The organism is Collinsella aerofaciens (assembly GCF_015556945.1).
GTDB classification, from domain to species: domain Bacteria; phylum Actinomycetota; class Coriobacteriia; order Coriobacteriales; family Coriobacteriaceae; genus Collinsella; species Collinsella aerofaciens_AO.
Window position 1 is genome coordinate 74,988 of record NZ_JADNNH010000001.1, and the last position, 26,722, is coordinate 101,709.

The window sequence follows — 26,722 nt, forward strand, 5'->3', positions numbered from 1 at the left end:
AGATCTGCCATCACAAATTCTGAACCCTCATTTTGAACGATTTTGGCCAATTCCCGACACGTAATTCGTTGTCGAATGGTGATGCATCACAATCAAATGTGCAGCAATTGAGTAGTTATATGCTATAGCTAAGCTGCGAAAACTTTTATTTAGGGCATACCAACTCATAATTGCGTCAAGCTTTTGGACAGCATTTGGTTAGACCTCTAAAACGACTTTTTCACTCAGCGCCATCAACACGGCATTAGCTGACACGATATATACCATGAGTATCGTATTGTCACATACCACTGCAAAAGCGGTCTACCAGGCCGTGCATTCGGTGTCTGCGAAAGGCATCGAGTCCTGTAACCCTGCCGCGATTTACGGATCATGTCCCACCGGAACGCTCCTTGACGCAGCCGCAGAATGGCTCACCAAACATGATGTTTCCCTCGGCGCAAATGATTCCCTCGAGGTGATGGTGTTTGATCGCAGGAATGCGCGCTATGCAATGAACTGTCAATGCCACGTTTCGTCAAAACGGTTCTCGAACTCACGCTTTATAGAGCTTGAAGATGGCATCTTCATTGTTGGCGTTGAGCTTTGCGCACTTCAAGCCGCCACCTATCTCCCTTTTCGCGAACTGGTGGAGTACTACTTTGAATTGTGCAGCGCTTACTCCCTTGGAACCGGCTCTTCCACCTCTTATAACGAGCGTTTCGCGCTCACCTCGACCGAGAGGTTAAAGCAGTTCTTTAATTCCATTACCAGATGCGACGGTTTGGCCCTTGCCCGAAAGGCGATCCAATGTGTACGCGACGGATGCCGGTCTCCCATGGAAACGGCATTTGTCATGATGCTAACGCTGCCCAAAAGCGAAGGAGGGCTTGGTATTAAGGGAATTGAGACCGATTACGAGGTGCAGGTCACCGCCGCCGCAAAGAATCTCACGAGACGCAAAAAGTTCTTTATGGATGCGTATCTAAAGAAATCTCGCACAGACATTGAATACAACGGTTTTTATCATGACGCGGAAGAAGACCGCGCCATCGATGAGGAACGCAAGAATGCGCTTGCGTCCATGGGATACGGAATCATCACCGTCAGCCGTTATTCCTTTATGCATGCCAGCTCTTTCGTTAGGGTCATGGAAGCAATCCAGCGGAAAGAGGGCGTACGCCCCTCGCGTCTACCAAAAGACTTTCAAATCATGCAAGAGGACCTGAGACAGTTTGTGCTCAGAAGGTTTATAGAAGAGAAAAGGCGAATTCAGAAGCAGCTTCGCCAGGATTCCGAAGAGCGCCAACGAATCGACCTCGAAAAAGCAACACTCGAAGGCATCACGCTGGATGACCCGACAATTAATGAAGTTACAGCAATCGATGACATGCAGACAGTCGAATCCGACAGCCCATCATTTGCCCAAACAAGCAGCCTCGCGCCCGAGGGCAGGGTCTTCGGGGCCGGAGACTAGGCCGGCTAACAAGGTGGGTACCCTAGCGACGTGCAAAATTGCGAGTATTCAGCAGGGTCGGGTGTCTATCACCCTCGAGTGGATCCAAATGTGGAGCGAAATCACTCTTGCGTGAGAGCGTTAGGCAACATTTGAGGAAGAACTCATCGGATTAACACCCTAAGATAACTCTTGAACTGCATTATATGACCTGCAATAAATTAGCGGACCCCTATAGTTGCAGAATACTCCATTTTTTGCACGGCACGAGGGTACCCACCTTGGCATCGACTATCAAAAAACGCTCAGTCCGGGATCTCGTCCACTATTCCCCATCATTTTGTACAACGAATTACCTGAACGTCATTGACATATGAACATGCACTCATATAATCGAAAGTAAATTATATGAGCGCATGTTCATATGAAAGGATATTGCAATGAGCATCCGCGTTGATGAAACGAAACTCGACATCGAGGCCACCGAACCCGCGATCCCGACCACCTGCTCGCCCGAGGACCTTCCCGACGAGGAGCTTCTCTACGACCTCGCCGACCTGTTCAAGGTCTTCAGCGACACCACGCGCATCAAGATCCTTTACGCCCTCATGGGCCGCGAGCTCTGCGTGGCAGACATCGCCGAAGCGACCGAAACCTCGCAGTCCGCGGTGTCGCACCAGCTGCGCACACTCAAGCAGTCGCACCTGGTTAAATTCCGGCGCGACGGGCGCAATATCCTATACTCGCTCGCCGACGACCACGTCTACACCATGCTCAACCAGGGCATGAGCCATATCTGCGAATAGCAACCAACCACGGTACCAGCGCGGCCTGCACCCAAGCCGCAAAAACGGGAAAGGAACCCACCATGAAAAAGCAGTACAAGCTCGATGAGATCGATTGCGCCAACTGTGCGCGCGAGCTTCAGGACGAGTTGGCCAAGCTCGAGGGCGTCAAATCCGTTTCGGTCAACTTTATGACCCAGAAGTTGACGCTCGAGGCCGATGACGCCGAGTTCGACGAGGTCCTCGACCGCGTTGTGGAGTTCACCGCCGACGCCGAGCCGGACTGCGAGATCATTCTCTAGCCCAGGTTTACGCCAACCCGCAAGGCCGCGCTTGCCGCGGCCTTTGCTCGCGAAATTATATGAGTGAGTGTTCATACATTCAAATGGGAGGATTCGAGTCATGGCCACCGCCGACCCCAAGAAGAAAAAGAAGAAGCGCAAGAAAAAAGAGTCACTCGAGCATAAGCGCAACCGCATCCTGGTAGCGCTGGGCATTTTTGCCGTGGTGTACGCCCTCGATGAGCTCGGCACCCTCACTGCCGCATTCGGCACCCCGGGCGACATCTACGCCAGCTTCGCACTGTTCCTCGTGCCGTTTTTGATTGCCGGCTACGACGTACTGCAAAAGGCATTCAGTAACATCCGCCGCGGCAAGGCCTTCGACGAGAGCTTCCTCATGGCCGTCGCGACCATCGGCGCGTTTGCCATGGTGCTCTTCCCCGATACCGACCCGCACATGGCCGAAGGCGCCGCCGTCATGCTGTTCTACCAGGTCGGCGAGCTGTTTCAGGCGTACGCCGTGGGCAAGAGCCGCAAGTCGATCAGTGCCATGATGGACATCGCGCCCGACTACGCTAACGTCGAGCACCCCGACGGCACACTCGAGCAGGTCTTCCCCGATGACATCGCCGTCGGCACCGTGATCGTGGTCAAGCCCGGTGAGCGCGTGCCTATCGACGGCGTCATCGTCGAGGGCGAAACCCAGCTCGACACCGCCGCTCTCACGGGCGAGTCAATCCCCCGCCCCGCCAAGTCCGGCGACGACATCATCAGCGGCTGCATCAACATGACGGGCCTCATCCACGTGCGCACCACCAAGCCCTTTGGCGAGTCCACCGTCGCACGCGTCCTGGAGCTCGTGGAAAATGCCAGCGAAAAGAAGGCGCGCACCGAGAACTTTATCACGCGCTTCGCCCGCGTCTACACGCCCGCCGTCACCGGCGCTGCCGCGGTACTCGCGCTCGGCGGCGGCTTGGTCACCGGCGCCTGGTCCGACTGGATCCTGCGCGGCCTGACCTTCCTGGTCGTCAGCTGCCCGTGCGCGCTCGTGATTAGCGTCCCGCTCAGCTTCTTTGGCGGCATTGGCGGCGCATCCAAGCTGGGCGTCCTCATCAAGGGTTCTAACTACCTCGAGACGCTCGCCGATGTGGACACCGTCGTCTTTGACAAGACCGGCACGCTCACCAACGGCACGTTCTCGGTGGTCGCGGTGCACCCCGAGGCTGGCTATACCGAGCAGTCGTTGCTCGAGGTCGCAGCCCTTGCGGAGTCGTTCTCCGATCACCCCATCGCGCAGTCCGTGCGTGTCGCCTACCAGGGCGAGGTCGACCCCAAGCGCGTAAGCGACTCCACCAACGACGCGGGCCATGGCGTGACGGCAACCATCGACGGCAAGCACGTCGTCGTTGGCAACGCAAAGATGCTCGCCGCGGCCGGAGTCGAAGCGCCCGATTGCGAGGTCGTCGGAACAATTCTGCATGTGCTCGTTGACGGCGTGTACGCCGGCCACATCGTGATTGCAGACACCGTCAAGGCCGATGCTGAGCAAACGATTCGCGACCTACACGCCGCCGGCGTCAAGCGCACCGTCATGCTCACGGGCGACCGCGAGGAGGTTGCGGCGTCTGTGACCAAGCAACTCAGTCTCGACGAGTTCCACGCGCAGCTGCTGCCGGGCGATAAGGTCGAGCGTGTTGAGGCGTTGCTCGCAGCAGAATCGGGCAAGGGCAAGCTCGCCTTTGTAGGCGACGGCATCAACGATGCGCCCGTGCTCACCCGTGCAGACGTTGGCATTGCCATGGGCGCCATGGGTTCCGACGCCGCAATTGAGGCCGCCGACGTGGTGCTGATGGACGACAAGCCTTCCAACATCTCCCGCGCGATCCGCGTGGCGCGCAAGACCATGACGATTGTTTGGCAGAACATCATCTTTGCGCTGGGCATTAAGCTGCTGATTCTGGTGCTCGCGGCGCTGGGCATCGCCAATATGTGGCTTGCCGTGTTCGGCGACGTAGGCGTGGCGATTATCGCCATCCTGAATGCCATGCGCGCGATGGGTGTCAAGAACCTGTAGCGTTCGTGGGCTGTCCGGCCGGGACCGGGCTTGGTTTTGAAAACGTCCTCGCGCATGAGGCCCGTCTTTCCTGCTCCTGCGGAGCAACGGAAAGGCGGGCCTCGCGCTGTGGAATGTTTTCAAAACCAAGCCCGGTCCCGGCCTGCGGTGACGTAGCTGGCAGTTCTTGGGCATCGCTTGCTGGCGGGGTTCCTTTGCTGAAATGGACTTGGCCGAAAGGGCCGCTGGTCCCGGTCGCTGGTTCGCGCTTTGCGCGAACTCCGCGCTACTGGGGGTTCGTTAGGATTCCGCCGCTTGGCCCGTCGCCTCGCCCCGGTTCAGCATCGCCCTCAGTTTCTCGAAGCTTTCCTCGCTCAGGCAGTGCTCCATGTGGCAGCCCTCTTGCGACGCGACCTCAGCCGAAACACCCGCATCCTCCAGCAGCCCCACGAAAAAGCAGTGACGCTCCCACATTTGGCGAGCGACCTCCAGCCCTCGCTCTGTCAGATGAACATCTCGTTTGCCCATTTCGACATAGCCGTTGCTTTCCAGCGTCGCCATGGCCTTGGAAACGCTCGCCTTGGTTACGCCGAGGTACTCCGCAACGTCGATCGAGCGCACGATGACCTGACGTTCCGACAGAACGTAGATTGATTCGAGATAGTCTTCTCCGGATTCACGTAGGGCCATGGGCCGCCTTTCGCGATGATTGCTAGTTAGCCTTTGGATACTTTCCACGGCTAACTTTACCGCAAAAGTTGCCCATGTCTTACTACTTTGTCTAAAAGTTAGCCGTGTTTCACAAAACGTGCGGGACGAAAACAAAATGGGGACGCCCCGCAAGGAGTGTCCCCAGGCGCCGGGTGCCGCCCCGCAGTTACATCAATCCAAAGTGCTTCGCGGCGTTGCAGATGCCGTCGTCGTCCACGGCAGTCGTCACATAGGTCGCCGCAGCTTTCACCGTGTCCTGTGCGTTGCCCATGGCCACGCTCGTGCCCACGGCGGCAAACATCGACAGGTCGTTCTCGCCGTCGCCAAAGGCAATCGCCTCGCTCGCGTCGATACCAAGCCGCTCGAGCGTCGCCGCCACGCCCAGGTCCTTGCCGCCGTTAGCGGGAATAATGTCGCAGAATAGGTCGCACCAGCGCGTGGTGAGCGAATGCGACACGGCGTCGGTCACGATATGCTCGTCGACCGGGTCCACAAAGGCGCAAAACTGGTAGACCGGTGCGTCAAAGGCGTGCTCAAACGGCTCCTCGTGGTAGACGATTCCCGCGTTGCTGCCAGCCGTCACCACGCGCTCGGACAGGCGGTTCACAAACGAGTTCTCGCCCTGCATGCACAGCGAGTCGTAGCGCCCCTGCGCCACCTGGTCCACAATCACCGCGACGTCGTCCGAATCGATCGGGCAGCTGCGGTAAACCCCCTCGGCATCAAAGCAGTGCTGGCCCGAAAGCGTAATGTACGCATCCCAGCCCAGGTCGAACAGCCAGTCCGGCATCTGGTAGGTCGGACGGCCCGTGGCGATCACGCACGCAATCCCCTGCTCGTGAAAGCTGTCGAGCACCTGCTGCGCCGACGCCGGAATCCGGTGGGTCTTAAAGCTCAGCAGCGTGCCGTCGATATCGAAAAATGCGGCTTTGATCATTCTCGCCTACTCCTCGCCCTCGAGCTTTTCGCTCGCCTCGAGCCACGCCATCTCCAGCTCGTCCATGGCAGCGTGAGCCTCGTCGATCTTTGCCTGCTGCTCGCCGAGCGCCGTGTAGTTGGTGGGATCGACTTGGGCCATTGCTGCCTCGGCCTCCTCAACGCGGGTGCGCTGCGTCTCCATCTTGCGCTCGAGCGAACTCACCTCGCGGCGGAGCTTCTGGCGCTCGGCGTTGGACAGGCCGTTGGGCTGACCGCTCGACTTGGGCTTTTCGGCCGCAGCTGCCGCGGCACCGGTGTCGAACGTGCCGGTCTTGGCGCTCGGCGCGCCCACGGGCTCGCCCTCGGCGGTAGCGTTGCACAGGCGCAGGTACTGGTCCACGCCACCGGGCATATGCGTCAGGTGGCCGTCGAGCAGCGCCCACTGCTGGTCGGTCACGCGCTCCATCAAAAAGCGGTCGTGCGTCACCAGGATCAGCGTGCCGGGCCAGCCGTCCAGCAGGTCCTCGACAATCGCGAGCATGTCGGTATCCAGGTCGTTGCCCGGCTCGTCCAGGATGAGCACGTTGGGCTCGTCCAGAATCGTCAGCAACAGCGACAGGCGACGGCGCTGGCCGCCCGAAAGATCGCCGATGCGGCTCCAGAGCTGCTGCGTCGTAAAGCCCAGACGCTCACAGAGCTTCTCGGGCGAAGTCTCCTTGCCGTCGATGACGTAGTACTTCTTATAGTTGCCGAGCACCTCGCGGATCGTGTCGCCCATGTAGGGCTTGAGCTCCTCGAGCTGCTGCGACAGCACGCCAAAGCGCACTGTCTGGCCAATCTTCACGCGGCCGCGCGTGGGTTCAATCTTGCCCTGGATCACGTCGAGCAGCGTCGACTTACCGGCGCCGTTCTCGCCCAAAAGGCCATAGCGGTCGCCCGCACCAATGAGCCAGGTCACATCGGTGAGCACCTGCTTGGGCGCGCCGTCGGTATCGGCATAGCCGGCATCCACGTCGACCACATCGATAACCTGCTTGCCCAAGCGGCTCACGGCCAGGCGCTTGAGCTCCAGCTCGTCACGCACGGGCGGCACGTCGGCGATCAGCTCACGAGCGGCATCCACGCGAAACTTGGGCTTGGTGGAACGAGCCTGGGCACCGCGGCTCAGCCACGCGAGCTCCTTGCGCGCCATGTTGCGACGGCGCTCCTCGGTAACGGCGGCCATGCGGTCGCGCTCCACGCGCTGCAGGATGTATGCCGAATAGCCGCCCTCGAAGGGATCGACCTGGCCGTCATGGACCTCCCACATGCTGGTGCAGACCTCGTCCAAGAACCAGCGGTCGTGCGTGACCACGAGCATGGCACCCTGGCCGCGCTGCCAGCGGGCCTTTAAGTGACGCGCGAGCCAGTTGATGGTGCGCATATCCAGGTGGTTGGTGGGCTCGTCGAGCATGAGCACGTCGTAATCGCCGATCAGCAAGCGCGCGAGGTCCACGCGACGGCGCTGACCGCCCGAAAGCTCGCCCACCGTGCCCTCCCAGGGCACATCGCTGATGAGGCCGGCGAGGATCTGGCGCGTGCGGGGGCTCGACGCCCACTCGTACTCGGGGGCGTCGCCCACAACGGCATGATGCACGGTATCAGTATCGACCAGGTTGTCCTTTTGGCCGAGCAGACCGATCGTCGTGCCGCGGCGGTGCGTCACGCGTCCGTCATCGGGCTCCAGCGTGCCGGCGAGCACGCTCAGCAGCGTCGACTTGCCGTCGCCGTTTTTACCGACAATACCAATGCGGTCGCCCTCGCCCACGCCGAGCGTCACGCTATCGAAAATATGCTTGGTGGGAAACTCTAGGCTGACGGAATCGCATCCCAAAAGAATCGCCATATGCCCTGCTCCTTCGTAGAAATTCAACGTTGTCCATGATAGCAGCGAAAAGGCGGGCCGCACACGACACAAAAAGGCGGGCCATCTCCCGCAAGAGATGACCCGCCTCTCCAATCAGTCCTGCGGCAACCGTGGCCGCTGCAGGCCTCAAGCATGTCCCGGACTAGGAGAACATGCCGGTGAGGTAATCATTCAGCCGCTTATCCTTGGGCCGTTGGAAAATCTCGTCAGTCTCGTCGTACTCGACCATATCGCCCATGTAGAAGAACGCCGTGCGGTTGGACACGCGCGACGCCTGCTCCATGTTGTGCGTCACGATAACGATGGCGCGGTCGGCCACAATCGACGACATGAGGTCCTCGATCGCCAGCGTCGAGATGGGGTCGAGCGCCGAGCAGGGCTCGTCGAACAGAATCACGTCGGGGTTGAGCGCCAGCGTGCGCGCGATGCACAGACGCTGCTGCTGACCGCCCGAAAGCGCATAGGCGCTCTTATCGAGCTTGTCTTTGACCTCGTCCCACAGCGCCGCGCCGCGTAAGCTTTCCTCGACCATGCGGTCGAGCTCGTCACGGTCGGTGATGCCGTGGCGCTTGGGCGCAAACGTGATGTTGTCGCGAATGGACTTGCGGAACGGGTTGGGCTGCTGGAACACCATGCCAATGGAACGGCGCAGCTCGTAGGTGTTTTCGGTCTTGGTGTTCACGTTGCGCCCGCGATAGTTGATCTCGCCCTCCACGCGGCAGCCGCGAATCTCGCGATTCATGAGGTTGAGGCTACGCAAGAAGGTCGACTTACCGCAGCCCGAAGGCCCGATGAGCGCCGTGATCTCGCCCTTGTGGAAGTCGAGCGACGTATTGTGCAGTGCATGGTGGTCGCCATAGTACACGTTGACGTCCTTGGTGGAGAGCACAACCTCGTCGCTCACGGCCTTGCCGCTCACGCGCACGCGCTTCTCGCTCTCCCCCACGCTCGACAGGAAGTCCCGGGTGTCGGACGATGCCGCTTCGGTTGCGGGCGTTACATTCATCTCGCTCATTCGGCCGTCATCTTCCTTGCCAGTTGCTTGCCCACAATGCGGGCGATTACGTTAAACAGCAGCACGCAAATCATCAGCAGTGCAGCGGTGCCCCAGACGATCTGCTGGGCCTCGGGGCTGCCCTCGCCATAGATCTTGTAGATGTGCACGGCGAGCGACTCGCCGGGACGGAACACGTTCCAAGCGCAGGTGGGGCTCGACAGGTTAAAGCTCAAGAAGTTCAGGCGAACCGGCGAGCTCATACCCGAGGTAAAAAGCAGTGCTGCGGCCTCGCCAAACACGCGACCGGCCGAAAGCACGATGCCCGTCACGATGGCAGGCATGGCCTCGGGGATCAGGATGTGCAGCGTGGCCTCCCAGCGAGTGAGGCCCATGGCCAGGCACGCATCGCGCTGGGCCTGCGGCACGTCCTCGAGCGCCTGCTGGATCACGCGCACCAGGATGGGGATGTTGAACATGGTGAGCGCGACGGCGCCGGAGATGATGGAGTACTTCCAGCCCAGCTGCACCGAGAACACCAGAAAACCGAACATGCCGACGACGATGGAAGGCAGCGAGGACAACGTCTCGATGGCGGTGGAGGCGATGTCGCGGATGGGTCCGTCCGGCGCGTACTCGACCAGAAAGACCGCGCCACCCAAGCTGATGGGCACCGAGATGACTAGGGTGATCAGTAGCAGATAGAACGAGTCGAATAGCTGGTAGAGTACGCCGCCCTGGGTCCCGTTGGCGCGCGACGGCTGCGTGAGAAAGCCCGGCTGGAACAGCGTCGAAATGCCCTCGAACAGGATATAGGCCACCATGGAGACGACGATGAGCATGACGATGGCGACGATTGCCGTCAACACGCCCGTGGCGATGCGGTCCTGCTTTTGGACGCGCCCGAGTCTCGCCTCTTCGATATGGATGCGCGTGCTAGCCACGAGCCTTCGCCCCCTTGCGGCCAATGAGATGGATGATCAGGATGAAGATGAGGCTCATGCCCATCAGCAGCAGACCGAGTGCCCACAGAACATCGTCCTGGGCCGAGCCCTCGGCATAGACCGCCATAGACGTGGTGAGCGTGGTGGTGATGGTCGAGGCCGGCGACAGCAGCGACGTCGGCATGGCCTCGATGCCGCCAATGACCATGCGCACGGCGAGCGTCTCGCCAAAGGCGCGGGTCATGCCAAGGATGACCGCGGTCATGAGCGACGGCGTGGCGGACTTGAGCACCACGTGCCAGATGGTCTGCCAGCGGGTGTAGCCCAGCGCGAGCGAGCCCTGACGGTAGCTATCGGGCACGGCGCGCAGGCCATCGACCGAAAGCGTGGTCATGGTCGGCAGGATCATGACGGCCAGCACGATGGCGCCGGGCAAGATGCCCAGGCCCGTACTCACGTGGAAAACGCTCTTCATAAGGCCGACGACCACGTGAAAGCCGATCAGGCCAAAGACGACCGAGGGAATGCCGGTCAAAAGCTCAATGAGCGGCTGAAGGACCTTGGAGCCAAACTTAGGCTGGATCTCGACCGCGAAGATGGCAGAGCCGATGGCGATGGGCAGTGCGATGAGCGTGGAGAGTACCATGACCGCAAACGAGGTGACGATCAGGGGCAGGGCGCCGGTATAAGGCAGGCCGTTTTCGGCCGTGTTGGCCAGGTCCCACTTGGTACCGGTGAAGAACTCGACGACCGAGACGCCGTCCTTGAAAAAAGCCGAGAGGCCCTTTTGGGCGACCATAAAGATGAGCGCGGCAACGACAAGCGTCACGAGCGCAGCGCACGCGCCTGTGACGCCCAGGCCCACGTTCTCAAGGTCGCGCTTTGGCAGCTGTTTTGCCATTGCAAACCTTTCCGGGGGCGATTACTTATTTAGCGGAGACCTTGCCGCTGGCGTCCTTGACGACCTTCATGGCAGAGACGGGGATAAAGCCCTGCTCCTCGACGAGCTTGCCCTGGACGTCGTCGGAAAGCATAAACTCCAGGAAGGCCTTGGTGGCCTCGTCGGCGTCCTTGGAGCAGTACATGTGCTCGGTCGCCCAGATCTTGAAGGAGTCGTCGGTGACGTTCTTGCTCTTGGGCTCGACGCCCTCGACCTTGATGGCGTTGAACTTGGAGTCATCGAAGTGCGAGAAGTCGAGGTAGGAGATGGCGTTGTCGGTACTGCCCATCTGAGTCTGGACATCGCCGGACTTGTCGAGCTCGGCGTCACCCTTAAAGTCGACGGCCTCGTCGCCAAAAACGGCGGCCTCGAAGGTGGCACGGGTGCCGGAGCCGGCCTTGCGGTTGAGGACGACGATGGTGGCGTCGCCGCCGCCGACCTCCTTCCAGTTGGTAATCTGACCGGAGAAGATACCCTTGAGCTGCTCGAGGGACAGGTCGTCGACCTTGACGTTCTTGGAGACGACGGGGCCCATGCCCACGACGGCGACCTCGTGGTCGACGAGGTTCTTGACTTGATCGGCCTCAAGCTTGGTCTCGGCGAAGACGTCGGAGTTGCCGATGGTGACGGTGCCGGCGGCGACAGCGGTCAGGCCCTTGCCCGAACCGTTACCCGAGCCGGAAACGGAGACGTCCGGGTTGGCATCCATGAACTTCTCGGCAGCAGCCTCGACGAGAGCTTGGAACGAGGAGGCACCGTCGTAGGTCACCTCGCCGGAGACGGACTCGGCAGCAGCGGCGCTACCCTTGTCGGCGGCGTCGGAAGCGCCGGAGCCGCCGCACCCAACGAGACCGAGGCCGACGATGCTGGCGAGACCACCAGCGAGGCCGAGGAACTGACGACGAGAATAAGCCTGATCGAGCATGATCTTCCTTTCATACATGCGATTCGCGGGCACCCTGCCCGCTTTGCTGTTTGGAAAGATACGGCCTCGATCGGGCAGTGCCCGCGCCAACTGCGGTTTTTTACGGGCATCTGATAGACCCTTACCGCAAGCGCAGCACGGCCTTTACAAACGAATAACAAACCCGCCACCAAGCATGACCCGCCTTTTACACCAATAAAAACAAAGTTGCGGTGAAATAGTTCCTGCTTGGCCATCAAATGGCCCATTCTAGGAACTATTCCACCGCAACTTAGATTGGGAAACCGCGAGACCTTAAAGCTCTAATTCATTCAAACGGAGGATCGCAACAATATAGATCTTGAGCGCCTGCTTGAGCTGTTCCTCGTTGGCGCACTCGTTGGGGCCGTGCATCTGGCCGCCCCACGAGGGCAGCTCCAGGCCGGTCTCCTCGGGGCCAAACGAGACGGCGCGGGCAAAGTTGCGCGCGTACGTGCCGCCGCCCATGGCAAAGGGTTCAGCATGCTTGCCGGTGAACTCGTTATAGGTATCGATAAGCGCCTTCACGGCCGGATCATCGGCAGAGACCGAGAACGGCACCTTCGCGCGACCCAGCTGGCACGTCACGCCGAAACGGCCCACGAGCGGATCGAGCTGCTCGCGGATGGTATCGGCACTCGTGCTGTCGGGGAAGCGCACGTCGATGACCTGCTCGATATGGCCATCCGCCACGCGGATGACGCCAGCGTTGCAGGTAAGCGGGCCAAACGCCGGACTCGTCGCATCGATACCCAGGCCGCGGCCATAGGCGTCCGCATGCACAAAGGCCAAAAACTTGACAAACTCGTGCTCGGCGGGCGTCAACAGGCGCTTGTCACGGGCGCCAAACGCGTCCTCGGCCTCGCGCAGATACGCCACGATCAGGCCGACAGCGTTGATAGTGCCCTCAGGCATCGAGGCATGACCGCCAATGCCGTGGGCAAAAATCTGCGCATGCCCGTTATCGAGTGTCGTGATCTCAAGGCGATCGGCGTTCTCGACCGGCGCCGGCAGCTCATCGGCGGCAATCGCGAGCTCGCAGATGGACTGCGACGGAATGGCATTGCTCGCCTCGGCGCCGCTCCACGACACGATGCGCCCGCCGTCGATCTTGGAGCTCACGAACGTCGCCCCAAACTGGCCCTTCTCGGCATTGCAGACCGGGAACTCGGCATCGGGCGTAAACAAAAAGTCGGGGTCTGCGTGGTTCTCCAGATAATGGTGAACGTCGGACATGCCCACTTCCTCATCGCAGCCCAGCAGCGCGCGGAAAGCATAGCGCGGGGTAATGCCGTGCTTGAGCAGATAAGCGCCGGCGTAGAGCGACAGCACCGCCGGACCCTTGTCGTCAATCACGCCGCGACCGAGCAGCCAGCCCTCGCGGCGCTCCATCGCAAACGGGTCGGTGTTCCAACCGGGGCCAGCGGGAACCACGTCCACGTGGCAGATAGTCGCGAGCTGCTTGTCGCCGCGACCCGGGATATCGGCGATTCCCACATAGCCCCCGTCGTCGCTCGTCTGATAGCCGAGCTTTTGCGCAATGCCGAGCGCGCAATCGAGCGCGTCACGGACCGGGCGGCCAAACGGCGCACCGGGCTCCGCATCGGCAGCAACGGCCACGGACGGATAGCTCACCAGTTGTTCGATATCGGCAACGACATCCTCCCAGACCTCGTCGACATACTCGGCAACGCTCTGCTCCACCTGATTCATGAACGACCTCCTTACCAATGAGCGACGGGTACGCCCGCCCCTCACATTATGTCTATTAGATAGCGAAAAGTTTAGCAAGCTCGGCCACCGAGTGCACCACCGCATCGGCGCCCGCGGCCTCGTGCTCCCCCGGCGCTGCCGCGCCCGAATAGATGCCGATGCACGGCACGCCCATCGCGTGCGCGCCCTCCACATCGTTAAAGCGATCGCCGATCATCACGGCATCGTCGGCCGTCGCGCCGAGCGCCGCCAGGGCATCGCGAACCGAATCGGCCTTGGTCTCGCGTCCCTGCGGCGGATTCATGCCAACCACAGCTTCGAACTGGCAAAGCCCCAGCTCATGAACCATATCGATGCACTTCGCCTCCATGCGAGACGTCGCCACGGCCATACGCTTGCCCTGGGCGGCCAACCCATCCAGCAGCTCGGGGACCCCATCGAACACGGGGTACTCCTCCGGCCCCAGCTCATCAAAAAAGGCGCGGTACTCGTCGGCCACCACAAGCGACTCCTCGCGGGAAAAGCCGTAAAAGTCGTGAAAGCTCTTCCACAGGGGCGGCCCGATCATACGGCGCAGATCACCCATCTGCGCCTCCGAAAACCCGCGCGCAGCCAGCGTCTTGCGCGTCGAGGTCATCACTGCCCGGCCCGTATCTGCCACCGTGCCGTCAAAATCGAACAACACGACCGGCCGTTTGCCTATCTCCAACGCCTCCATCGGCATTCCTCTTCCCCAGTTGACGATTTCCACACCGACACTTCAAACTGTTGACTATTCAACAATTGAACCTAGTAATGTGGAACGACTCTACTATACTTGTCGCACTTTGCTCTCAGAAGGCGGCGCGCAAGCGCCCCAACGAAAGGTGCAATTATGTCTTTTGCCATCATAACCGACTCCACGTCGGACATCTCCCCCGCCCACGCTCAAGAGCTCGGCATTTACGTGATTCCGCTGCATGTGATTATCGAGGGCGAGGACCTGCTCGACCAGGTGCAGATTACCGCCGAGGAATACGTCGCGCGCATGGCCGGCTCCGAGCAACTGCCGCACACCTCGCAGCCGAGCGCCGGCGAGTTCAAGGCACTCTTTGACCGCGTGCTCGCCGACGGCCATGATAGCGCCATCTTTATCTCACTGTGCAGCGAGTGGTCCGCCTGCTATGCCAACGCCAGCCTGACGGCCGAAACGCACGAACTCGACGTGCGCTGCATCGACTCGCGCACCGGCTCGGGTGCCGAGGGCCTGCTGGTGGAGTACGCGCTGGCCATGCGCGAGGACGGCCGCAGCCTGGACGAGACCGAGGCGCAGATCCGCGCGACGCTGCCCGACGCCCACCTGCTGCTGATTCCCCGCACGCTCGAGAACCTCGTTAAGAACGGCCGCGCGCCCAAGCTCGCCGGCCAGCTCACGCAGATGCTCAACATTCGCCTGGCCGTTTCGCCGGAGTGGAAATCGGGCGAGATCAAGGCCATCAAGAAGGGCCGCGGCGCCAAGCGCATCGTCGTCAACACCATGGCCGACTGCCTCGCGTTTTTGGCTGAGCATCCGGGTTCAAGCGTGCGCGTGCTCACGACCGGCGCCGCCGAGGAGCAAGAGCTCGTCAGCCAAGCGCTCGCAGGCCAAGACTATGTAGACGCCGGCACCGGCCCCATCGGCTGCACCATCGCCACCCATGTAGGCATCGACGCCATCGCCATCAGCTACTGCCCCCGCTACCAGCCAACTCACTAGGGACGCCCACAGCAGTTGCGGTGAAATAGGGACTGTTTTTGACTTATTAGCCGTCAATCAATCCCTATTCCACCGCAACTTAGAAATCGGCAATCAGCCCTGCGGGCCCTGGAACAGCTCCTCATGCGAGCCCATTCTGACCAGCCGGATCACAGGATTAGTCTTATGCGGTAAGTAGAGAACGACCACGTCGACCAAGCCATCGGATAGGTGGAAATCGATGTGGCCGTTGTAGTTTCCGCCCGGGTTTGAAAGCTCATGGGCGCCATATTCCGCGGGAAGCGAGCCGTGAGCTGCAAGCTCTGCGACTGCCGCCTTAAACTCACTCTTTAGCTGCGGATGCATGCGCATCGTTCGTTTGTAGTCCGCCCTAAATTGAGCCTCGACTTTAATCTCGAACATCGCTATTCCTCATCGAGGAATGACATAAGCTCATCAGCGTTGTTGAATGACGGGCTATCGTCCGGCAAAATCCCCAACTCATGAGCCTCGGCGATCACCATGGCACGCCTCGTCGCCTCGTTGGGCACCTCCGCCCTTCCTACAATCTCAAAAGGAATCTTTCGCTGATTTACAAGCTGCCGAACGGCAAGATTGAGATAGGAATTGAGGCTGAGGCCGACCGAATCCAAGAACTCAGTCGCCTGTTCCTTGAGCCCCTCTTCGATGCGAACCGTCGTAGGCTTAACCGTTGCAGTAGACATACGCGACCTCCTCGCCTCGTCTTTTGCATCAGTATACCCCGTTTTGATGGCATACTGATGTTAAATAGCATCAGTATGCCGTTCACATTACTATAACAACAGTCACAGCGCCCTACATCAGCCCGCTCAGAGCGATGTCAACGGCAACGTTGAGGTCGTCGGTGATGTGGACGAGGTCTGGATCGAGTGGGCTGATCATGCCGGCATCCATCACCGGGCCGTTGAGCCAGTCGAACAGGCCCTGCCAGTACTCGGTGCCCACCAAAACGAGCGGCATGCGCTTGACCTTGTGCGTCTGCACCAGTGTGAGCACCTCGAACATCTCGTCGAGCGTGCCAAAGCCGCCGGGGAACACAATGGCACCCGAGCTGTACTTAACGAACATGGTCTTGCGCACAAAGAAGTAGCGGAAGTCCATACCCAGGTTCACGTATTTGTTGAGCCCCTGCTCGTGCGGAAGCTCGATACCCAAGCCGACCGACTTGCCGTTGGCGCTCGCCGCTCCCCTGTTGGCCGCCTCCATAATGCCAGGGCCGCCGCCGGTGATAACCGCCACGCCGCGCTGGGCGATCTTGCGGCCGACCGTGCGCGCAGCCTTGTAGAGCTGATCGGTCTTGGGCGTGCGAGCACTGCCGAAGATGGTCACCGCGGGCCCGAGCTCGGCAAGCGCGCCAAAGCCATCGACAAACTCGGCCTGAATGCGCAGCACACGCCAGGGGTCGGCATGCAGCCAGTCGGTCGAATCCTCGGGCGCCAACAGGTTGGCGTAGGTGTTGTCCTTGGGAATCATGGGGCCGCGCATGACCACGGGGCCGCGCCGGTACGTCTCGTCGTAGGCGGGCTCGCCCTCGACGTTCTCATTCTTAATCATGGGTACTCCTATCGAAAATAGAAACGGGCGGGGTCGACGCCATGCGCCAAACACCCGCCCGAACATCAACTATTCGGTATGGTACCCACGATGCATCAAGTGCTTGCAAGGCATCGGTCAGCGGTCGCGCAGACGGTGTTAGCGAACGCGACGACCGATCGCCGCCTGGCCTTTGCCGTTACTCACGCCCCGCAAGCGCCCGCGCCGCTCTTAGTAGTCCACCGCCGCAGGACTGTTCATCCAGTCGCTCACGAACGCACCGTAGCGGCCCTCGATAATGGCTTGGCGGGCACGCTGCATAAGGTTGAGCAGGTAGTAGATGTTGTGCATCGAAAGCAGAATGCCGCCGAGCATCTCCTTCTGCGTGACCATGTGACGGATGAGCGCACGGCTGTAGCCGCCCGTGCACACCGGGCAGGTGCAGGTGGGATCGATGGGACCGTCGTCGTGCGCAAAGCGCGCGTTACGGAAGTTGAGGCGGCCCTCGCTCGAAAACGCTGTGCCCATGCGGCCGGTACGCGTCGGCAGCACGCAGTCGAACATGTCGATGCCCACGCCCACACCGCGCACGAGCGTGGTAGGGTTGCCGACGCCCATGAGGTAGCGCGGCTTGTGCTTAGGCATGTACTCGGAAACCAGCGGTGCCAGCGTCTCAAACATAGTCTCATGGTCCTCGCCCACAGAGTAACCGCCGATGCCGTAGCCCGGGAAGTCGCCGCACTCCTCCAGATGGCGCAGCGAGCGCAGGCGCAGGTCCAGATGCATGCCACCCTGGACAATGCCAAAGAGTGCCTGGTCATCGCGGGTGTGAGCCTTGTAGCAGCGCTCGGCCCACATGCTCGACAGCTCCACCGCGCGCTCGACGTAGGCGCGCGTGGCAGGATAGCCGGGGCACTGGTCGAGCTGCATGCAGATGTCGGAACCGAGCTTCATGGCGATTTCCATGTTGTCCTCGGGCGTCCAGAACACGTGACGACCGTCGTAGTCATTGACGATAAAACGCACACCCTCGTCGGTGAGCTTGACGGCGTCGTTATGGCTAAAGACCTGGAAGCCGCCCGAGTCGGTAAGGATGGGGCCGTGCCAGTTCATAAACTTGTGTAGGCCGCCCAGCTCGGCGATGGTGTCCTCGCCGGGGCGCATGGACAGGTGATAGGTATTGGCAAGCACGATCTGGGCGCCGAGCTGCTTGACGGTCTCGGTAGGGATGCCCTTGACGTTTGCCTTGGTGCCCACGGGCATAAAGATCGGCGTCTCGATGTCGCCGTGCGGGGTGTGCAGCACGCCGGCACGCGCGTGCGTCGTCGGATCCTCGGCGATCAGGTCGAATTTAAAGAGGCTCTGGTCCATAAACTGGAACTCCTTGGTTGCGGTTCATACGCAGACCATTATACGAGCAACCAGCAAACCGCACCGACTCGACAGAAACTGGTGCAAAGAGGTCATAGTCATTGGGGACGTTCTTAAACAACTAGTCGTTGGGGACAGTCTTCAGCGCCATCTTGCAAAGGAGTGTCCCAATCTGCCGGCACTTAGGGACTGTCCCCAAGTGCCGGCAAGAGCGTCCCTTTCGACTAGTCATTTAAGAACGTCCCCAACGACCACATCAAGGCAACGCCGATGCTCTGGCAATGTCAGCGAGCGGTCACCAGAGCGAACAAATTGGCATGAAAAGAGGGCGGTATAGACCTTCTGGTCATGCCGCCCTCTTTGAATGACAAGTTGTCGCTCTGGTGACCGCGCAGCGTCGGCCCGTTACGGCGTTTGGTAAAACGCCGTAACTCTTAGGGCCGCTGGCCCATACCACCCTCGAGGGTGACGGTCTCGCCGTTCATGTACTTAAAGTCGGGGCCACAGAGCTGAACGACCACGCGGCCGATCTCCTTCTCGACATCGCCGTAATGGCCCGCCGGCGGCATGTGGACGTTAGCCTTGAACGCCTCGGGATAGGCATCCTGGAAGTTCTCGAGCGCAGCGGTCCAAGCAAGCGGGCACACGATGTTGACGTTGATGCCGTCCTTGCCCCATTCGTTGGCGGCGACGCGGGTCAGACCGCGGATGCCCTCCTTGGCGGCAGCATAGCTGCACTGGCCGTAGTTGCCAAACAGGCCGGCGCCCGAAGCAAAGTTGACCACGGAGCCCTTGGTCTCCTTCAGGTGCGGATAGGCCTTCTGCATATACAGGTAGGTGGCATACAGGCCAGAGTAAATGGCCAGGTTAAACTGGTCCATGGTGTGGTCGGCAATGGTCACGCCCGAAGCGCTGGCCTGAGCGTTGTTGACGACGGCGTCGATGCGACCGAACTCCTCAATCGCCTTGTCGATAACGTTCTGCACGACGGCCTCGTTGTCCTGGCCGGCGGAGACATCGGCCTGAACAGGCAGAACCTTAACGCCGTACTCAGCCTCGAGAGACTCCTTGGCGGCCTCGAGCTTGGCGACGTTGCGGCCGGTAATGACGAGGTTTGCGCCCTCCTTGGCAAAAGCGATATCGATGCCGTAGCCGATGGAGCCGGCGGAACCGTCCTTGAGCGTGGCCTTGCCGCCGCCGGTGACGATCACGGTCTTACCAGTGAAAAGTCCCATACAAAGTCCTTTCGAATCGCGACGGGCACGCCCGCCGACTGCGCGCATCCAACTTCACGCGCCAAAAGCTGAAATGCAACTTTAGCGGGTTCAAGTGAAAAATAAAGCCCATGGCAGGCGAACGGTGCAACGTCTTTCGGCGAAGGGAATGTCAAGCACGAACCGGACAAAGAGGCCGAATTTTTTGTCACCCAAGCGAGTCATCGAACACGTTTTGAAACTTTGCTGCGGGGCGCGGGATGTCGGCGCGAGACTTTATCATAGGGTGACGAACAACGATGAGGAGCACATGCCTATGACAGACGAGCTGGAACCCCAGACTCAACAGCATATTGATGATTCAGCAGACGTCGTCGCAGAGACTGACGCTGCGACCTGCAATGATACCGACATCGACGACGCCACTCTGGATAACGACGCTGCGACGGAAACCCCTACGGCCGCAGATGTCGACGAGCAAAACGACAATTCGGCCGCTCAGGACGACGCCGCCGAAAAGGACGCCGCCCCGCAAGCAGCAGGCCCCATCGAGGTATCTTCGGAAGAAGAGCTCGACGCCGTCATGGACTCCATGATGGATGCTGTCAAAGCGATGAAAGACGCCGTCGCCGATGCCGATATTGATGCCGAGGAAGAGGAGGCCGCCGAGGCGGCCTCGACCTTTGTGCCCGGCGAGACTCCGGTTGCCGACCAGGGCAGCACCATGCCCTCGTTTCTGCAGCTCGAGCACCCCACGATTGGCGCCGATGCGGTCGATCCGCACGCAGCAGGCTTTTCTGTGGTCGAGGGCGGTACCGGCAATATCGCCGTGCCGCAGACTGCCGATGCGGACGCTGCCGACACCACTCGCCCGACCGCCCCGCACTCCCCCGCCGCGAGCCGCGATCTGGGGACCGCTGTCTCGAACACTGCGAACGCCGTGGGCACCTTTATCGCCCAGGGCGCCTCGGCCATGCGTGAGATGAATGCCGCGAAAAAGGCACTTGCCGATGCCCGCACCCACCTGGCCGAACTTGAGCAGCGCATTGCCAATCAGGCCGAGGAACTCGAGACGCGCCAGGATATCGCAGGCCGCTACGAGCAGATCGTCGCCGACCAGCGTCAGGCGATCGCCACAGCGCAAAAGACCGCTGCGGCAGCCGAGATTGACCGTGATGCCCACGGCGCCAAAGCGACAGAGCTCAATGGTCAGCTCGAACAAATGAAGACAGAGGATGACGCGACTGAGCTCCGCCTGAAGGCCGCGCTCGACGCCGTGGAGGCCCGCGAGGCGAGCTCTCGCGAGACCGGCAACCGCCTCGTTCGACGCCTTGAGGATTCCAAGCGCATCCGCGACAAGGTGAAGGCCGAGCGAGACGCCGGCATTGCGGCTGCACAACAAACCGTCGACGCCACGCGCGCCCAGCTCAAGACGCTGCGTCATGAGTATGCCGAGCTGCAACGCAATCCCTCAGCAAATCCCGCCAACTATACGGTGCGCACCAGCGAGCTCTCGATGCAGATCTCCGACACGGCGGATGCCCTGCGTAAAGCCGAAGAAGATGTCCCGCGCATCACCGCCGACCTTGAGCACTCGCTTGCCGCAGCCGAGCAGGCCGTCGAGCAGGCACAAGCCCCCATCACCGACGCCAAGCGAGCCCATCAGGCCGTGACGGCAGAGGCCGATGCCGCGCGCGACGAGCTGCAGACCGCAAAAACCGCCGCCGCGACGCGCCAGCGCGAACTGCGCGAGAAGATCGCCGCCGAGGACAAGGCACGCCGCGACCAAGAGCAGAGCATAGCCAACGCCCAAGCAGATGCCGCGCATGCGCAGTCGATTATCGAACAGGCGACCGAGGTGCACGACCACCCAGAGATCACTGAGTCGCTTGCAGGATCCTTGGCCCGAGACAAAGCCGAACACGCCGAGACCGAGCGAGAAGTCGCCCAGCTCGAGGCCACCGAGGACGCGGTGCGCGAGCGTACCCGCGACTCACGCATCAAATTCACCGGCGCCATCGTCTGCATCGTCGCCGCAATCCTGGTGATCATCCTAGTCTGGCTGTTCGCGAGCAAGTAAACCAGCTGCCAAAAAACGCTCAACGCAGTTGCGGTGAGATAGTTCCTGTTTAGCCCTCAAAAAGCCAATTCAAGAACTATCTCACCGCAACTTATTTAGATCGACGCAAGGCAACCTATCCCTCTTGCACCGATCTCATGACATAAGGACTGTCCCCAGGTGCCGGCACAAAAGGAACGTCCCCAAGTGCCAAGTGCCCAATGACTACTCAACAACCACGGCAACACCGATGTAATGGCAGAGTCAGCGAGCGGGTCACATTTGAGACAAGGTGACGTGAAACGAAAGGGCGCTGACCTTCTGGTCGCGCCCTTGAAGTTGAACGTCAGATTGTCCAAATGCGGCCCGCGCAGCGTCGGCCGGTTACGGCGTTTGTAAAACGCCGTAACCTACTGAATGAGCATCGCGTCGCCAAAGCTGAAGAAGCGATAACGTTCTTCGATGGCAGCGGCGTAGGCATCCATGATCTGGTCGCGGGTGGCAAGCGCGCTTACGAGCATCATGAGCGTGGAGCGCGGCACGTGGAAGTTCGTGATCAGCGCGTCGACCACGTGATAGGTCGAGCCGGGCATGAGGTAAAGCTGCGTCGTGGCGTTCTCGCGCACCACGATGTCACCGCGGCCAAGCGTATCGGCCCCGTCCTCGCGGCCTTCAAAATAGCGCGCCGTCACGGCCGGATCGGACACCGGCGCGTCCGTGTCAAACGCGCTCTCGAGCGAGCGCACCGCGGTAGTGCCGACGGCGATCACACGATGACCCTCGGCCTTGGCCTTATGCACGGCGTCGACAACCTCCTGCGACACGTGGTAGCGCTCGGTGTGCATGACGTGCTGCGTAGGGTCGTCCTCCTCCACCAAACGGAAGGTATCGATGCCCACCTCAAGCTCGACGGCGGCAAACTTGGCACCCTTGGCCTCGATAGCGGCCATGAGCTCAGGAGTAAAATGCAGACCCGCCGTAGGAGCGGCAGCCGAGTGCTCCTCCTTCATGGCGTACACGGTCTGATATTTCTCGGGATCGCCCTCGTAATCGGTAATGTAGGGCGGCAACGGCACATGACCGGCGGCGTGAATGGCCTCGTCGAGCGTGCGCGGCTCGCCGGCGGCGTTGCAACCAGCCGGCTCAAAACGCACTAGACGGCCGCCGCGGCTATCGGTGACAAAGTCGACGACCTCGGCCGTCAGCACCACGGGAGCCCCCTCGGGCGCATGGGCGCCACCGGCGCGATACTCAATATGAGCACCGGGCTTCAGGCGCTTGCCCGGCTTGACCAAGCACTCCCAAACATGGCCCAGCGGATCCACGTCCTCGCGGCGCTTGAGCAGCAGGGTCTCGACCACGCCGCCCGAGCCGGCTTTGCGACCGATCAGGCGGGCCGGCATCACGCGCGTCTGGTTGATGACGAGCACGTCGCCCGGCTCGATATAGTCGATGATGTCACGGAAGATGCGGTGCTCAACGGTACCGCCGTGCTCCAGCGGCGTTCCCGCCTGGGAGCCCTTGCGATCCACCACCAGCAGGCGACAGGAGTCGCGCGGCTCGGCTGGAGCCTGGGCGATCAGTTCCTCAGGAAGGTTATAGTCAAAATCATCGGTACGCATAGACACGTCGGATACTCCTTATATAGCTAAAGTCCGCTCTACATCCTAGCAGGCTGACGTCCCAAGTGAACTACTTTTTGGCGGCTTTGCGCTCGTCGCGGATACGGGCGCGGTCCATGGCCGCCTCGACAGCCGAGAAGCGGCAACCACAGTAGTTCTGCCGATACATGCCAAGCTCGCGCGAACGGCGTGTCGCCTCGGGGTAATACGGGCGAAAATCGCGAATCACCGGGGTGAGACCGCGGGCGGCAGCCAGACGCTCCAACACATCATTGCAGGTTTCGAACAACTGGTACGGCGAGACGGCGAGCGTCGTGCCCACAAACTCAAACCCGCGCTCCTGGGCCACGCGGCACGCCTCGGCCAAGCGCAGGGCATAGCACGCGCGACAGCGACGAGGCCGATCGGCACCCAGCGGCGCCACGCCGGTCTCCCAGCGATCGCGGTCCTCCCCTGCCTCGATGAGCTCGATGTCGCCATCGGCACACCACCGGCGCAGCTCGTCCAAGCGGCGCTGCCATTCATCGCGCGGTTGAATATTGGGGTTGGTCCAGCAAATCGTGGGCTCAAACCCCTCCTCGCGCAGCAGGCGAACCGGCTCAAGCGAGCATGGTGCACAGCACGCATGCAGCAACAACGACTTCATCGACATCTCCTCACCCAAAAAAGCGCACGCCAAAGGACGTATCCTCGCAGGCGACAATGCGGCGGTCGCGCAAAATGGTCCGCACGTAATACCAATCGCCCACACAACCCGACAAATGCAAGCCGGCCGCCAGGTAGCACAGCAGCGGATAGCCCGAGAACGCAAATCCCAGGGCAAACGCCGCCGTCGCAACAACCGTCGGCGCCAGGCAAACCGCCATGTACCGCCGGCGCGAATACACAACGCCTTCGGCGCAGGCATAGATCATCGCCGTCTCGCGATTCGCCCCAAAGGTCACCTTCGCGCCCGCAGGCGCCAGCAGCTTAAAAAACACACCGTGCACCAGCTCGTGCACGGCAAATGAAGCCGCCGAAACCGCAGTCAAGCCGACCATCCAGCCCAAGACGGCCATCCAGCCGCCCGCGTCAGCCACATCCAAGTCTGCAGGCCCGCCCAGCAGCATAAACACCGGCACCAGGCACACGGCAAACACCACAAGCACGGCCATCCCCCACACAAAGCAAGCGTGCAGAAAATCCTCGTCTTCAAACGCATGTATGTTGGAAATCTCATTCATAGCATCTTAGGATAGCGCCCCTGCCACGTACCCGTCCGCATGTGCGATAATGTCGAACGATATGCACGAATTGACCACCGCGCCGCCGAGCCCCACGCCCGGCTGCGCTCTCACCATATGCGAAGGAGTCCCATGGCATCCAAATACTCCATGAACGACCGTCCCAGCTGGCCTCGCCGCGCCATCGTTACCGCCGGCGAGCCCTACGGCAACAAGGGCCTTCACTTTGGCCACGTTGGCGGCGTCTTTGTCCCGGCCGACTTCTTCGCCCGTTTCCTGCGCGACCGTCTGGGCCGCGAGAACGTCATCTTCACCTCGGGCACCGACTGCTACGGCTCGCCCATCATGGAGAGCTACCGCAAGCTCAAGGAGAACGAGGGCTACGATAAGTCCATTAGCGAGTACGTCGAGTCCAATCACTCCCGCCAAGCCGCGACCCTCAACAACTACAACATCAGCTGCGATATCTACGGCGGCTCGGGCCTTGAGCCGGCGGCCCAGATCCATAACGAGGTTACCGCCGAGATTATCGAGCGCCTGCACGAGCAGGGCACCATCTCCAAGCGCTCCACGCTGCAGTTCTACGATGCCAAGGCCGGCACGTTCCTCAACGGCCGCCAGGTGATCGGCCGCTGCCCCATCCAGGGCTGCAAGTCCGAGAAGGCCTATGCCGACGAGTGCGACCTGGGCCACCAGTTTGAGCCCGAGGAGCTCATCGCGCCTAAGAGCCAGCTCACCGGCGAGGTGCCCGAGCTGCGCCCGGTCGACAACCTCTACTTCGACCTGCCGGCCTACCTCGACTTTATGAAGACCTATACCGCCAAGCTCGCCCAGAACCCGCAGGTTCGTTCCGTGGTCTCCAAGACCATGGAGGAGTGGCTGCTGCCGGCTCAGCTCTACATCCAGAACAAGTTCCGCGAGGCCTTCGATGCCGTCGAGGATCAGCTTCCCGAGCACACCGTCCTGGAGCCCGAGGGCAACAAGAGCAGCTTTACCGTCACCTTCCCCAGCTGGAAGGAGCGCGACGATGCCCACGCGGTGCTCGCCAACGGTGGCGTGCGTTTCCGCAGCGGCAAGGCACTCGTGCCCTTCCGCATCACCGGCAACATCGACTGGGGCGTTCCGGTGCCCGAGGTCGATGGCGTCTCCGACGTCACCTGCTGGTGCTGGCCCGAGAGCCTGTGGGCGCCCATCAGCTATACGCGTACCGTGCTCGCACGCGATGCCAAGGCCGCCGGCGTGACCGAGGGCGTCGCCGCCCAGGATGCCGCCCTCATGGGCGAGCCCGCTGCCGATTCCACGCAGGTACCCGCTCCCACCTACCAGCACAGCTCGCTCGACTGGCGCGACTGGTGGTGCTCTGACGACGCTCAGATCTACCAGTTCATCGGTCAGGACAACATCTATTTCTACTGCATCGCTCAGACCGCCATGTGGGAGGCCCTGGGTTGGGACCTCACGCAGAGCACCGTCAGCGCCTGCTACCACCTGCTCTACATGGGCAAAAAGGCCAGCTCGTCCTCGCAGACTCCTCCCCCGCCGGCAGACGACCTGCTCAACCACTACACCTGCGAGCAGATGCGCGCGCACTGGCTGTCGCTCGGCCTGTCCGAAAAGCCGGTGAGCTTTAGCCCCAAGGCATACGACACGCGCGTGACCGGCAAGGATAAGGACGGCAACGAGGTGCGCGCCTGCGACGACAAGCGCGTTATCGACCCCGCCCTTAAGGAGAGCGCGCTGCTGACCGGCGTGTTCAACCGCCTGGCCCGCAGCTGCTTCTACGGCGTCGCCGTCAAGGAAGGCGACGAGAGCCCCTATCGCAACGGTTGCATCCCCGCCGGTGCCGCTTCTGACACCGTGGTCGAAGCCGCCCAGCAGGCAGCCCTCGCCTTTGAGCGGGCCATGTACAAGTTCGAGACGCACCGCGCGCTTGCCGTGTGCGACGACTACCTGCGCGCCGCCAACAAGCGCTGGAGCGACGCCTCCAAGGCCGCCAACAAGCTCGAGGGTAATGAGGCAAACGCCGCGATGACGCAGGCCCTCGTCGACGCCTTTACCGAGCTGCGCGTGGCGACCGTCCTGATGCACGGTATTGTGCCGGCCGGCTGCGAGCTCATCTGCGAGTACTTCGACGTCGACCCCGTCGCCTTCTTTAGCTGGGACAACATCTTTGCCTCCACGGACGAGTTCGTGGAGAGCCTGGGCGAGAAGCCCGGTGAGCACCGCGTGAAGCCGCTGCCCCCGCGCTTCGACTTCTTCAGCAAGCACGAGAGCCAGTACTAAAACAACACTCGACATGTAATGGAATGGGAAGGAAAGAC

Annotated in this window: 24 protein-coding genes; 7 read left to right on the plus strand and 17 right to left on the minus strand. The window is 61.1% G+C overall.

Going from position 1 to position 26,722, the window contains the following annotated elements:
- Positions 1 to 265: 265 nt before the first annotated feature.
- From I2F59_RS00335 to I2F59_RS00350, 4 genes are all read left to right on the plus strand, one after another.
- On the plus strand, positions 266 to 1,456 hold the full coding sequence (locus tag I2F59_RS00335; RefSeq protein ID WP_195502709.1) for a hypothetical protein: 1,191 nt from the start codon (positions 266 to 268) through the stop codon (positions 1,454 to 1,456).
- 419 nt (positions 1,457 to 1,875) lie between these two features.
- Positions 1,876 to 2,241 carry an ArsR/SmtB family transcription factor gene (locus I2F59_RS00340; RefSeq protein WP_035137284.1) on the plus strand — a complete coding sequence of 122 codons (366 nt, stop codon included), beginning with the start codon at positions 1,876 to 1,878 and terminating at the stop codon, positions 2,239 to 2,241.
- Between the two features lie 62 nt (positions 2,242 to 2,303).
- A complete protein-coding gene (locus I2F59_RS00345; protein WP_195445857.1) occupies positions 2,304 to 2,522 on the plus strand; it encodes a cation transporter in 219 nt (72 codons plus the stop codon).
- Between the two features lie 100 nt (positions 2,523 to 2,622).
- A complete protein-coding gene (locus I2F59_RS00350; RefSeq protein WP_195502711.1) occupies positions 2,623 to 4,575 on the plus strand; it encodes a heavy metal translocating P-type ATPase in 1,953 nt (650 codons plus the stop codon).
- Positions 4,576 to 4,854: 279 nt separating this feature from the next.
- Here the strand turns inward: I2F59_RS00350 and I2F59_RS00355 are convergent, their stop codons facing one another.
- The 9 genes from I2F59_RS00355 to I2F59_RS00395 form a co-directional block, all read right to left on the minus strand.
- The gene (locus I2F59_RS00355; RefSeq protein ID WP_195502713.1) at positions 4,855 to 5,244 is read right to left on the minus strand and encodes a metal-dependent transcriptional regulator; all 390 of its coding nucleotides are present in this window, start codon (positions 5,242 to 5,244) and stop codon (positions 4,855 to 4,857) included.
- A 187-nt stretch (positions 5,245 to 5,431) separates the two neighbouring features.
- Complete coding sequence (locus I2F59_RS00360; protein ID WP_195502715.1) at positions 5,432 to 6,202, minus strand: Cof-type HAD-IIB family hydrolase; 771 nt, start codon at positions 6,200 to 6,202, stop codon at positions 5,432 to 5,434.
- A 6-nt stretch (positions 6,203 to 6,208) separates the two neighbouring features.
- Positions 6,209 to 8,068, minus strand: coding sequence for an ABC-F family ATP-binding cassette domain-containing protein (locus tag I2F59_RS00365; RefSeq protein WP_195502717.1), 1,860 nt, complete (start codon positions 8,066 to 8,068; stop codon positions 6,209 to 6,211).
- 163 nt (positions 8,069 to 8,231) lie between these two features.
- Positions 8,232 to 9,104 carry a phosphate ABC transporter ATP-binding protein PstB gene (gene pstB, locus I2F59_RS00370; protein WP_195361769.1) on the minus strand — a complete coding sequence of 291 codons (873 nt, stop codon included), beginning with the start codon at positions 9,102 to 9,104 and terminating at the stop codon, positions 8,232 to 8,234.
- A complete protein-coding gene (gene pstA / locus I2F59_RS00375; RefSeq protein WP_195502719.1) occupies positions 9,101 to 10,027 on the minus strand; it encodes a phosphate ABC transporter permease PstA in 927 nt (308 codons plus the stop codon). The genes pstB and pstA overlap by 4 nt, the downstream gene beginning before the upstream one ends.
- Complete coding sequence (gene pstC / locus I2F59_RS00380; RefSeq protein ID WP_195502721.1) at positions 10,020 to 10,928, minus strand: phosphate ABC transporter permease subunit PstC; 909 nt, start codon at positions 10,926 to 10,928, stop codon at positions 10,020 to 10,022. The genes pstA and pstC overlap by 8 nt, the downstream gene beginning before the upstream one ends.
- A 25-nt stretch (positions 10,929 to 10,953) precedes the next feature.
- Complete coding sequence (locus tag I2F59_RS00385; RefSeq protein WP_055285808.1) at positions 10,954 to 11,892, minus strand: phosphate ABC transporter substrate-binding protein; 939 nt, start codon at positions 11,890 to 11,892, stop codon at positions 10,954 to 10,956.
- A gap of 294 nt (positions 11,893 to 12,186) precedes the next feature.
- A complete protein-coding gene (locus I2F59_RS00390; protein ID WP_195502723.1) occupies positions 12,187 to 13,623 on the minus strand; it encodes a M20 family metallopeptidase in 1,437 nt (478 codons plus the stop codon).
- A 55-nt stretch (positions 13,624 to 13,678) separates the two neighbouring features.
- Complete coding sequence (locus I2F59_RS00395; RefSeq protein WP_229065246.1) at positions 13,679 to 14,341, minus strand: HAD hydrolase-like protein; 663 nt, start codon at positions 14,339 to 14,341, stop codon at positions 13,679 to 13,681.
- A gap of 156 nt (positions 14,342 to 14,497) precedes the next feature.
- Here I2F59_RS00395 and I2F59_RS00400 point away from each other — a divergent pair, with 156 nt between their 5' ends.
- Positions 14,498 to 15,358 carry a DegV family protein gene (locus I2F59_RS00400; protein WP_195502727.1) on the plus strand — a complete coding sequence of 287 codons (861 nt, stop codon included), beginning with the start codon at positions 14,498 to 14,500 and terminating at the stop codon, positions 15,356 to 15,358.
- A 93-nt stretch (positions 15,359 to 15,451) separates the two neighbouring features.
- On the opposite strand, the gene I2F59_RS00405 is transcribed toward I2F59_RS00400, so the two are convergent.
- The 5 genes from I2F59_RS00405 to I2F59_RS00425 form a co-directional block, all read right to left on the minus strand.
- Positions 15,452 to 15,760 (minus strand): type II toxin-antitoxin system RelE/ParE family toxin, encoded by a 309-nt coding sequence (locus I2F59_RS00405; RefSeq protein ID WP_195502729.1) that lies wholly within the window; start codon positions 15,758 to 15,760, stop codon positions 15,452 to 15,454.
- Between the two features lie 2 nt (positions 15,761 to 15,762).
- Positions 15,763 to 16,062 carry a type II toxin-antitoxin system RelB/DinJ family antitoxin gene (locus I2F59_RS00410; protein WP_022093815.1) on the minus strand — a complete coding sequence of 100 codons (300 nt, stop codon included), beginning with the start codon at positions 16,060 to 16,062 and terminating at the stop codon, positions 15,763 to 15,765.
- Between the two features lie 112 nt (positions 16,063 to 16,174).
- On the minus strand, positions 16,175 to 16,933 hold the full coding sequence (locus I2F59_RS00415; protein WP_195502731.1) for an LOG family protein: 759 nt from the start codon (positions 16,931 to 16,933) through the stop codon (positions 16,175 to 16,177).
- 210 nt (positions 16,934 to 17,143) lie between these two features.
- Positions 17,144 to 18,283 (minus strand): tRNA guanosine(34) transglycosylase Tgt, encoded by a 1,140-nt coding sequence (gene tgt / locus I2F59_RS00420; protein ID WP_055285790.1) that lies wholly within the window; start codon positions 18,281 to 18,283, stop codon positions 17,144 to 17,146.
- Positions 18,284 to 18,717: 434 nt separating this feature from the next.
- A complete protein-coding gene (locus I2F59_RS00425) occupies positions 18,718 to 19,518 on the minus strand; it encodes an SDR family NAD(P)-dependent oxidoreductase (RefSeq protein WP_006235414.1) in 801 nt (266 codons plus the stop codon).
- Between the two features lie 295 nt (positions 19,519 to 19,813).
- Between I2F59_RS00425 and I2F59_RS00430 the strand changes: the two genes are divergently transcribed.
- Positions 19,814 to 21,577 carry a coiled-coil domain-containing protein gene (locus tag I2F59_RS00430; RefSeq protein ID WP_195502733.1) on the plus strand — a complete coding sequence of 588 codons (1,764 nt, stop codon included), beginning with the start codon at positions 19,814 to 19,816 and terminating at the stop codon, positions 21,575 to 21,577.
- 389 nt (positions 21,578 to 21,966) lie between these two features.
- On the opposite strand, the gene queA is transcribed toward I2F59_RS00430, so the two are convergent.
- From queA to I2F59_RS00445, 3 genes are all read right to left on the minus strand, one after another.
- Positions 21,967 to 23,178 carry a tRNA preQ1(34) S-adenosylmethionine ribosyltransferase-isomerase QueA gene (gene queA / locus I2F59_RS00435; protein ID WP_195502796.1) on the minus strand — a complete coding sequence of 404 codons (1,212 nt, stop codon included), beginning with the start codon at positions 23,176 to 23,178 and terminating at the stop codon, positions 21,967 to 21,969.
- A 70-nt stretch (positions 23,179 to 23,248) separates the two neighbouring features.
- On the minus strand, positions 23,249 to 23,824 hold the full coding sequence (locus I2F59_RS00440) for an epoxyqueuosine reductase QueH (protein WP_195502735.1): 576 nt from the start codon (positions 23,822 to 23,824) through the stop codon (positions 23,249 to 23,251).
- A gap of 10 nt (positions 23,825 to 23,834) precedes the next feature.
- Positions 23,835 to 24,401, minus strand: a complete 567-nt coding sequence (locus I2F59_RS00445) for a DUF3267 domain-containing protein (protein WP_195502737.1) — start codon at positions 24,399 to 24,401, stop codon at positions 23,835 to 23,837.
- Between the two features lie 132 nt (positions 24,402 to 24,533).
- On the opposite strand from I2F59_RS00445, the gene I2F59_RS00450 reads away from it, so the two are divergent.
- Entirely contained in the window at positions 24,534 to 26,684 is a 2,151-nt protein-coding gene (locus tag I2F59_RS00450; protein ID WP_195502739.1) for a methionine--tRNA ligase, read from the plus strand.
- The last annotated feature ends 38 nt before the right edge of the window (positions 26,685 to 26,722 follow it).

Coding starts and splice junctions, on each gene's coding strand:
- I2F59_RS00445 (WP_195502737.1), bottom strand. CDS start 24,401: ATGAATGAGATTTCCAACATACATGCGTTTGAAGACGAGGATTTTCTG.
- queA (WP_195502796.1), bottom strand. CDS start 23,178: ATGCGTACCGATGATTTTGACTATAACCTTCCTGAGGAACTGATCGCC.
- pstC (WP_195502721.1), bottom strand. CDS start 10,928: ATGGCAAAACAGCTGCCAAAGCGCGACCTTGAGAACGTGGGCCTGGGC.
- pstB (WP_195361769.1), bottom strand. CDS start 9,104: ATGAGCGAGATGAATGTAACGCCCGCAACCGAAGCGGCATCGTCCGAC.
- I2F59_RS00415 (WP_195502731.1), bottom strand. CDS start 16,933: ATGATTAAGAATGAGAACGTCGAGGGCGAGCCCGCCTACGACGAGACG.
- I2F59_RS00360 (WP_195502715.1), bottom strand. CDS start 6,202: ATGATCAAAGCCGCATTTTTCGATATCGACGGCACGCTGCTGAGCTTT.
- I2F59_RS00430 (WP_195502733.1), top strand. CDS start 19,814: ATGACAGACGAGCTGGAACCCCAGACTCAACAGCATATTGATGATTCA.
- I2F59_RS00355 (WP_195502713.1), bottom strand. CDS start 5,244: ATGGCCCTACGTGAATCCGGAGAAGACTATCTCGAATCAATCTACGTT.
- I2F59_RS00335 (WP_195502709.1), top strand. CDS start 266: ATGAGTATCGTATTGTCACATACCACTGCAAAAGCGGTCTACCAGGCC.
- I2F59_RS00345 (WP_195445857.1), top strand. CDS start 2,304: ATGAAAAAGCAGTACAAGCTCGATGAGATCGATTGCGCCAACTGTGCG.
- I2F59_RS00340 (WP_035137284.1), top strand. CDS start 1,876: ATGAGCATCCGCGTTGATGAAACGAAACTCGACATCGAGGCCACCGAA.
- I2F59_RS00405 (WP_195502729.1), bottom strand. CDS start 15,760: ATGTTCGAGATTAAAGTCGAGGCTCAATTTAGGGCGGACTACAAACGA.
- I2F59_RS00400 (WP_195502727.1), top strand. CDS start 14,498: ATGTCTTTTGCCATCATAACCGACTCCACGTCGGACATCTCCCCCGCC.
- I2F59_RS00395 (WP_229065246.1), bottom strand. CDS start 14,341: ATGGAGGCGTTGGAGATAGGCAAACGGCCGGTCGTGTTGTTCGATTTT.
- I2F59_RS00440 (WP_195502735.1), bottom strand. CDS start 23,824: ATGAAGTCGTTGTTGCTGCATGCGTGCTGTGCACCATGCTCGCTTGAG.
- I2F59_RS00410 (WP_022093815.1), bottom strand. CDS start 16,062: ATGTCTACTGCAACGGTTAAGCCTACGACGGTTCGCATCGAAGAGGGG.
- I2F59_RS00390 (WP_195502723.1), bottom strand. CDS start 13,623: ATGAATCAGGTGGAGCAGAGCGTTGCCGAGTATGTCGACGAGGTCTGG.
- I2F59_RS00365 (WP_195502717.1), bottom strand. CDS start 8,068: ATGGCGATTCTTTTGGGATGCGATTCCGTCAGCCTAGAGTTTCCCACC.
- I2F59_RS00350 (WP_195502711.1), top strand. CDS start 2,623: ATGGCCACCGCCGACCCCAAGAAGAAAAAGAAGAAGCGCAAGAAAAAA.
- tgt (WP_055285790.1), bottom strand. CDS start 18,283: ATGGACCAGAGCCTCTTTAAATTCGACCTGATCGCCGAGGATCCGACG.
- I2F59_RS00450 (WP_195502739.1), top strand. CDS start 24,534: ATGGCATCCAAATACTCCATGAACGACCGTCCCAGCTGGCCTCGCCGC.
- I2F59_RS00385 (WP_055285808.1), bottom strand. CDS start 11,892: ATGCTCGATCAGGCTTATTCTCGTCGTCAGTTCCTCGGCCTCGCTGGT.
- I2F59_RS00425 (WP_006235414.1), bottom strand. CDS start 19,518: ATGGGACTTTTCACTGGTAAGACCGTGATCGTCACCGGCGGCGGCAAG.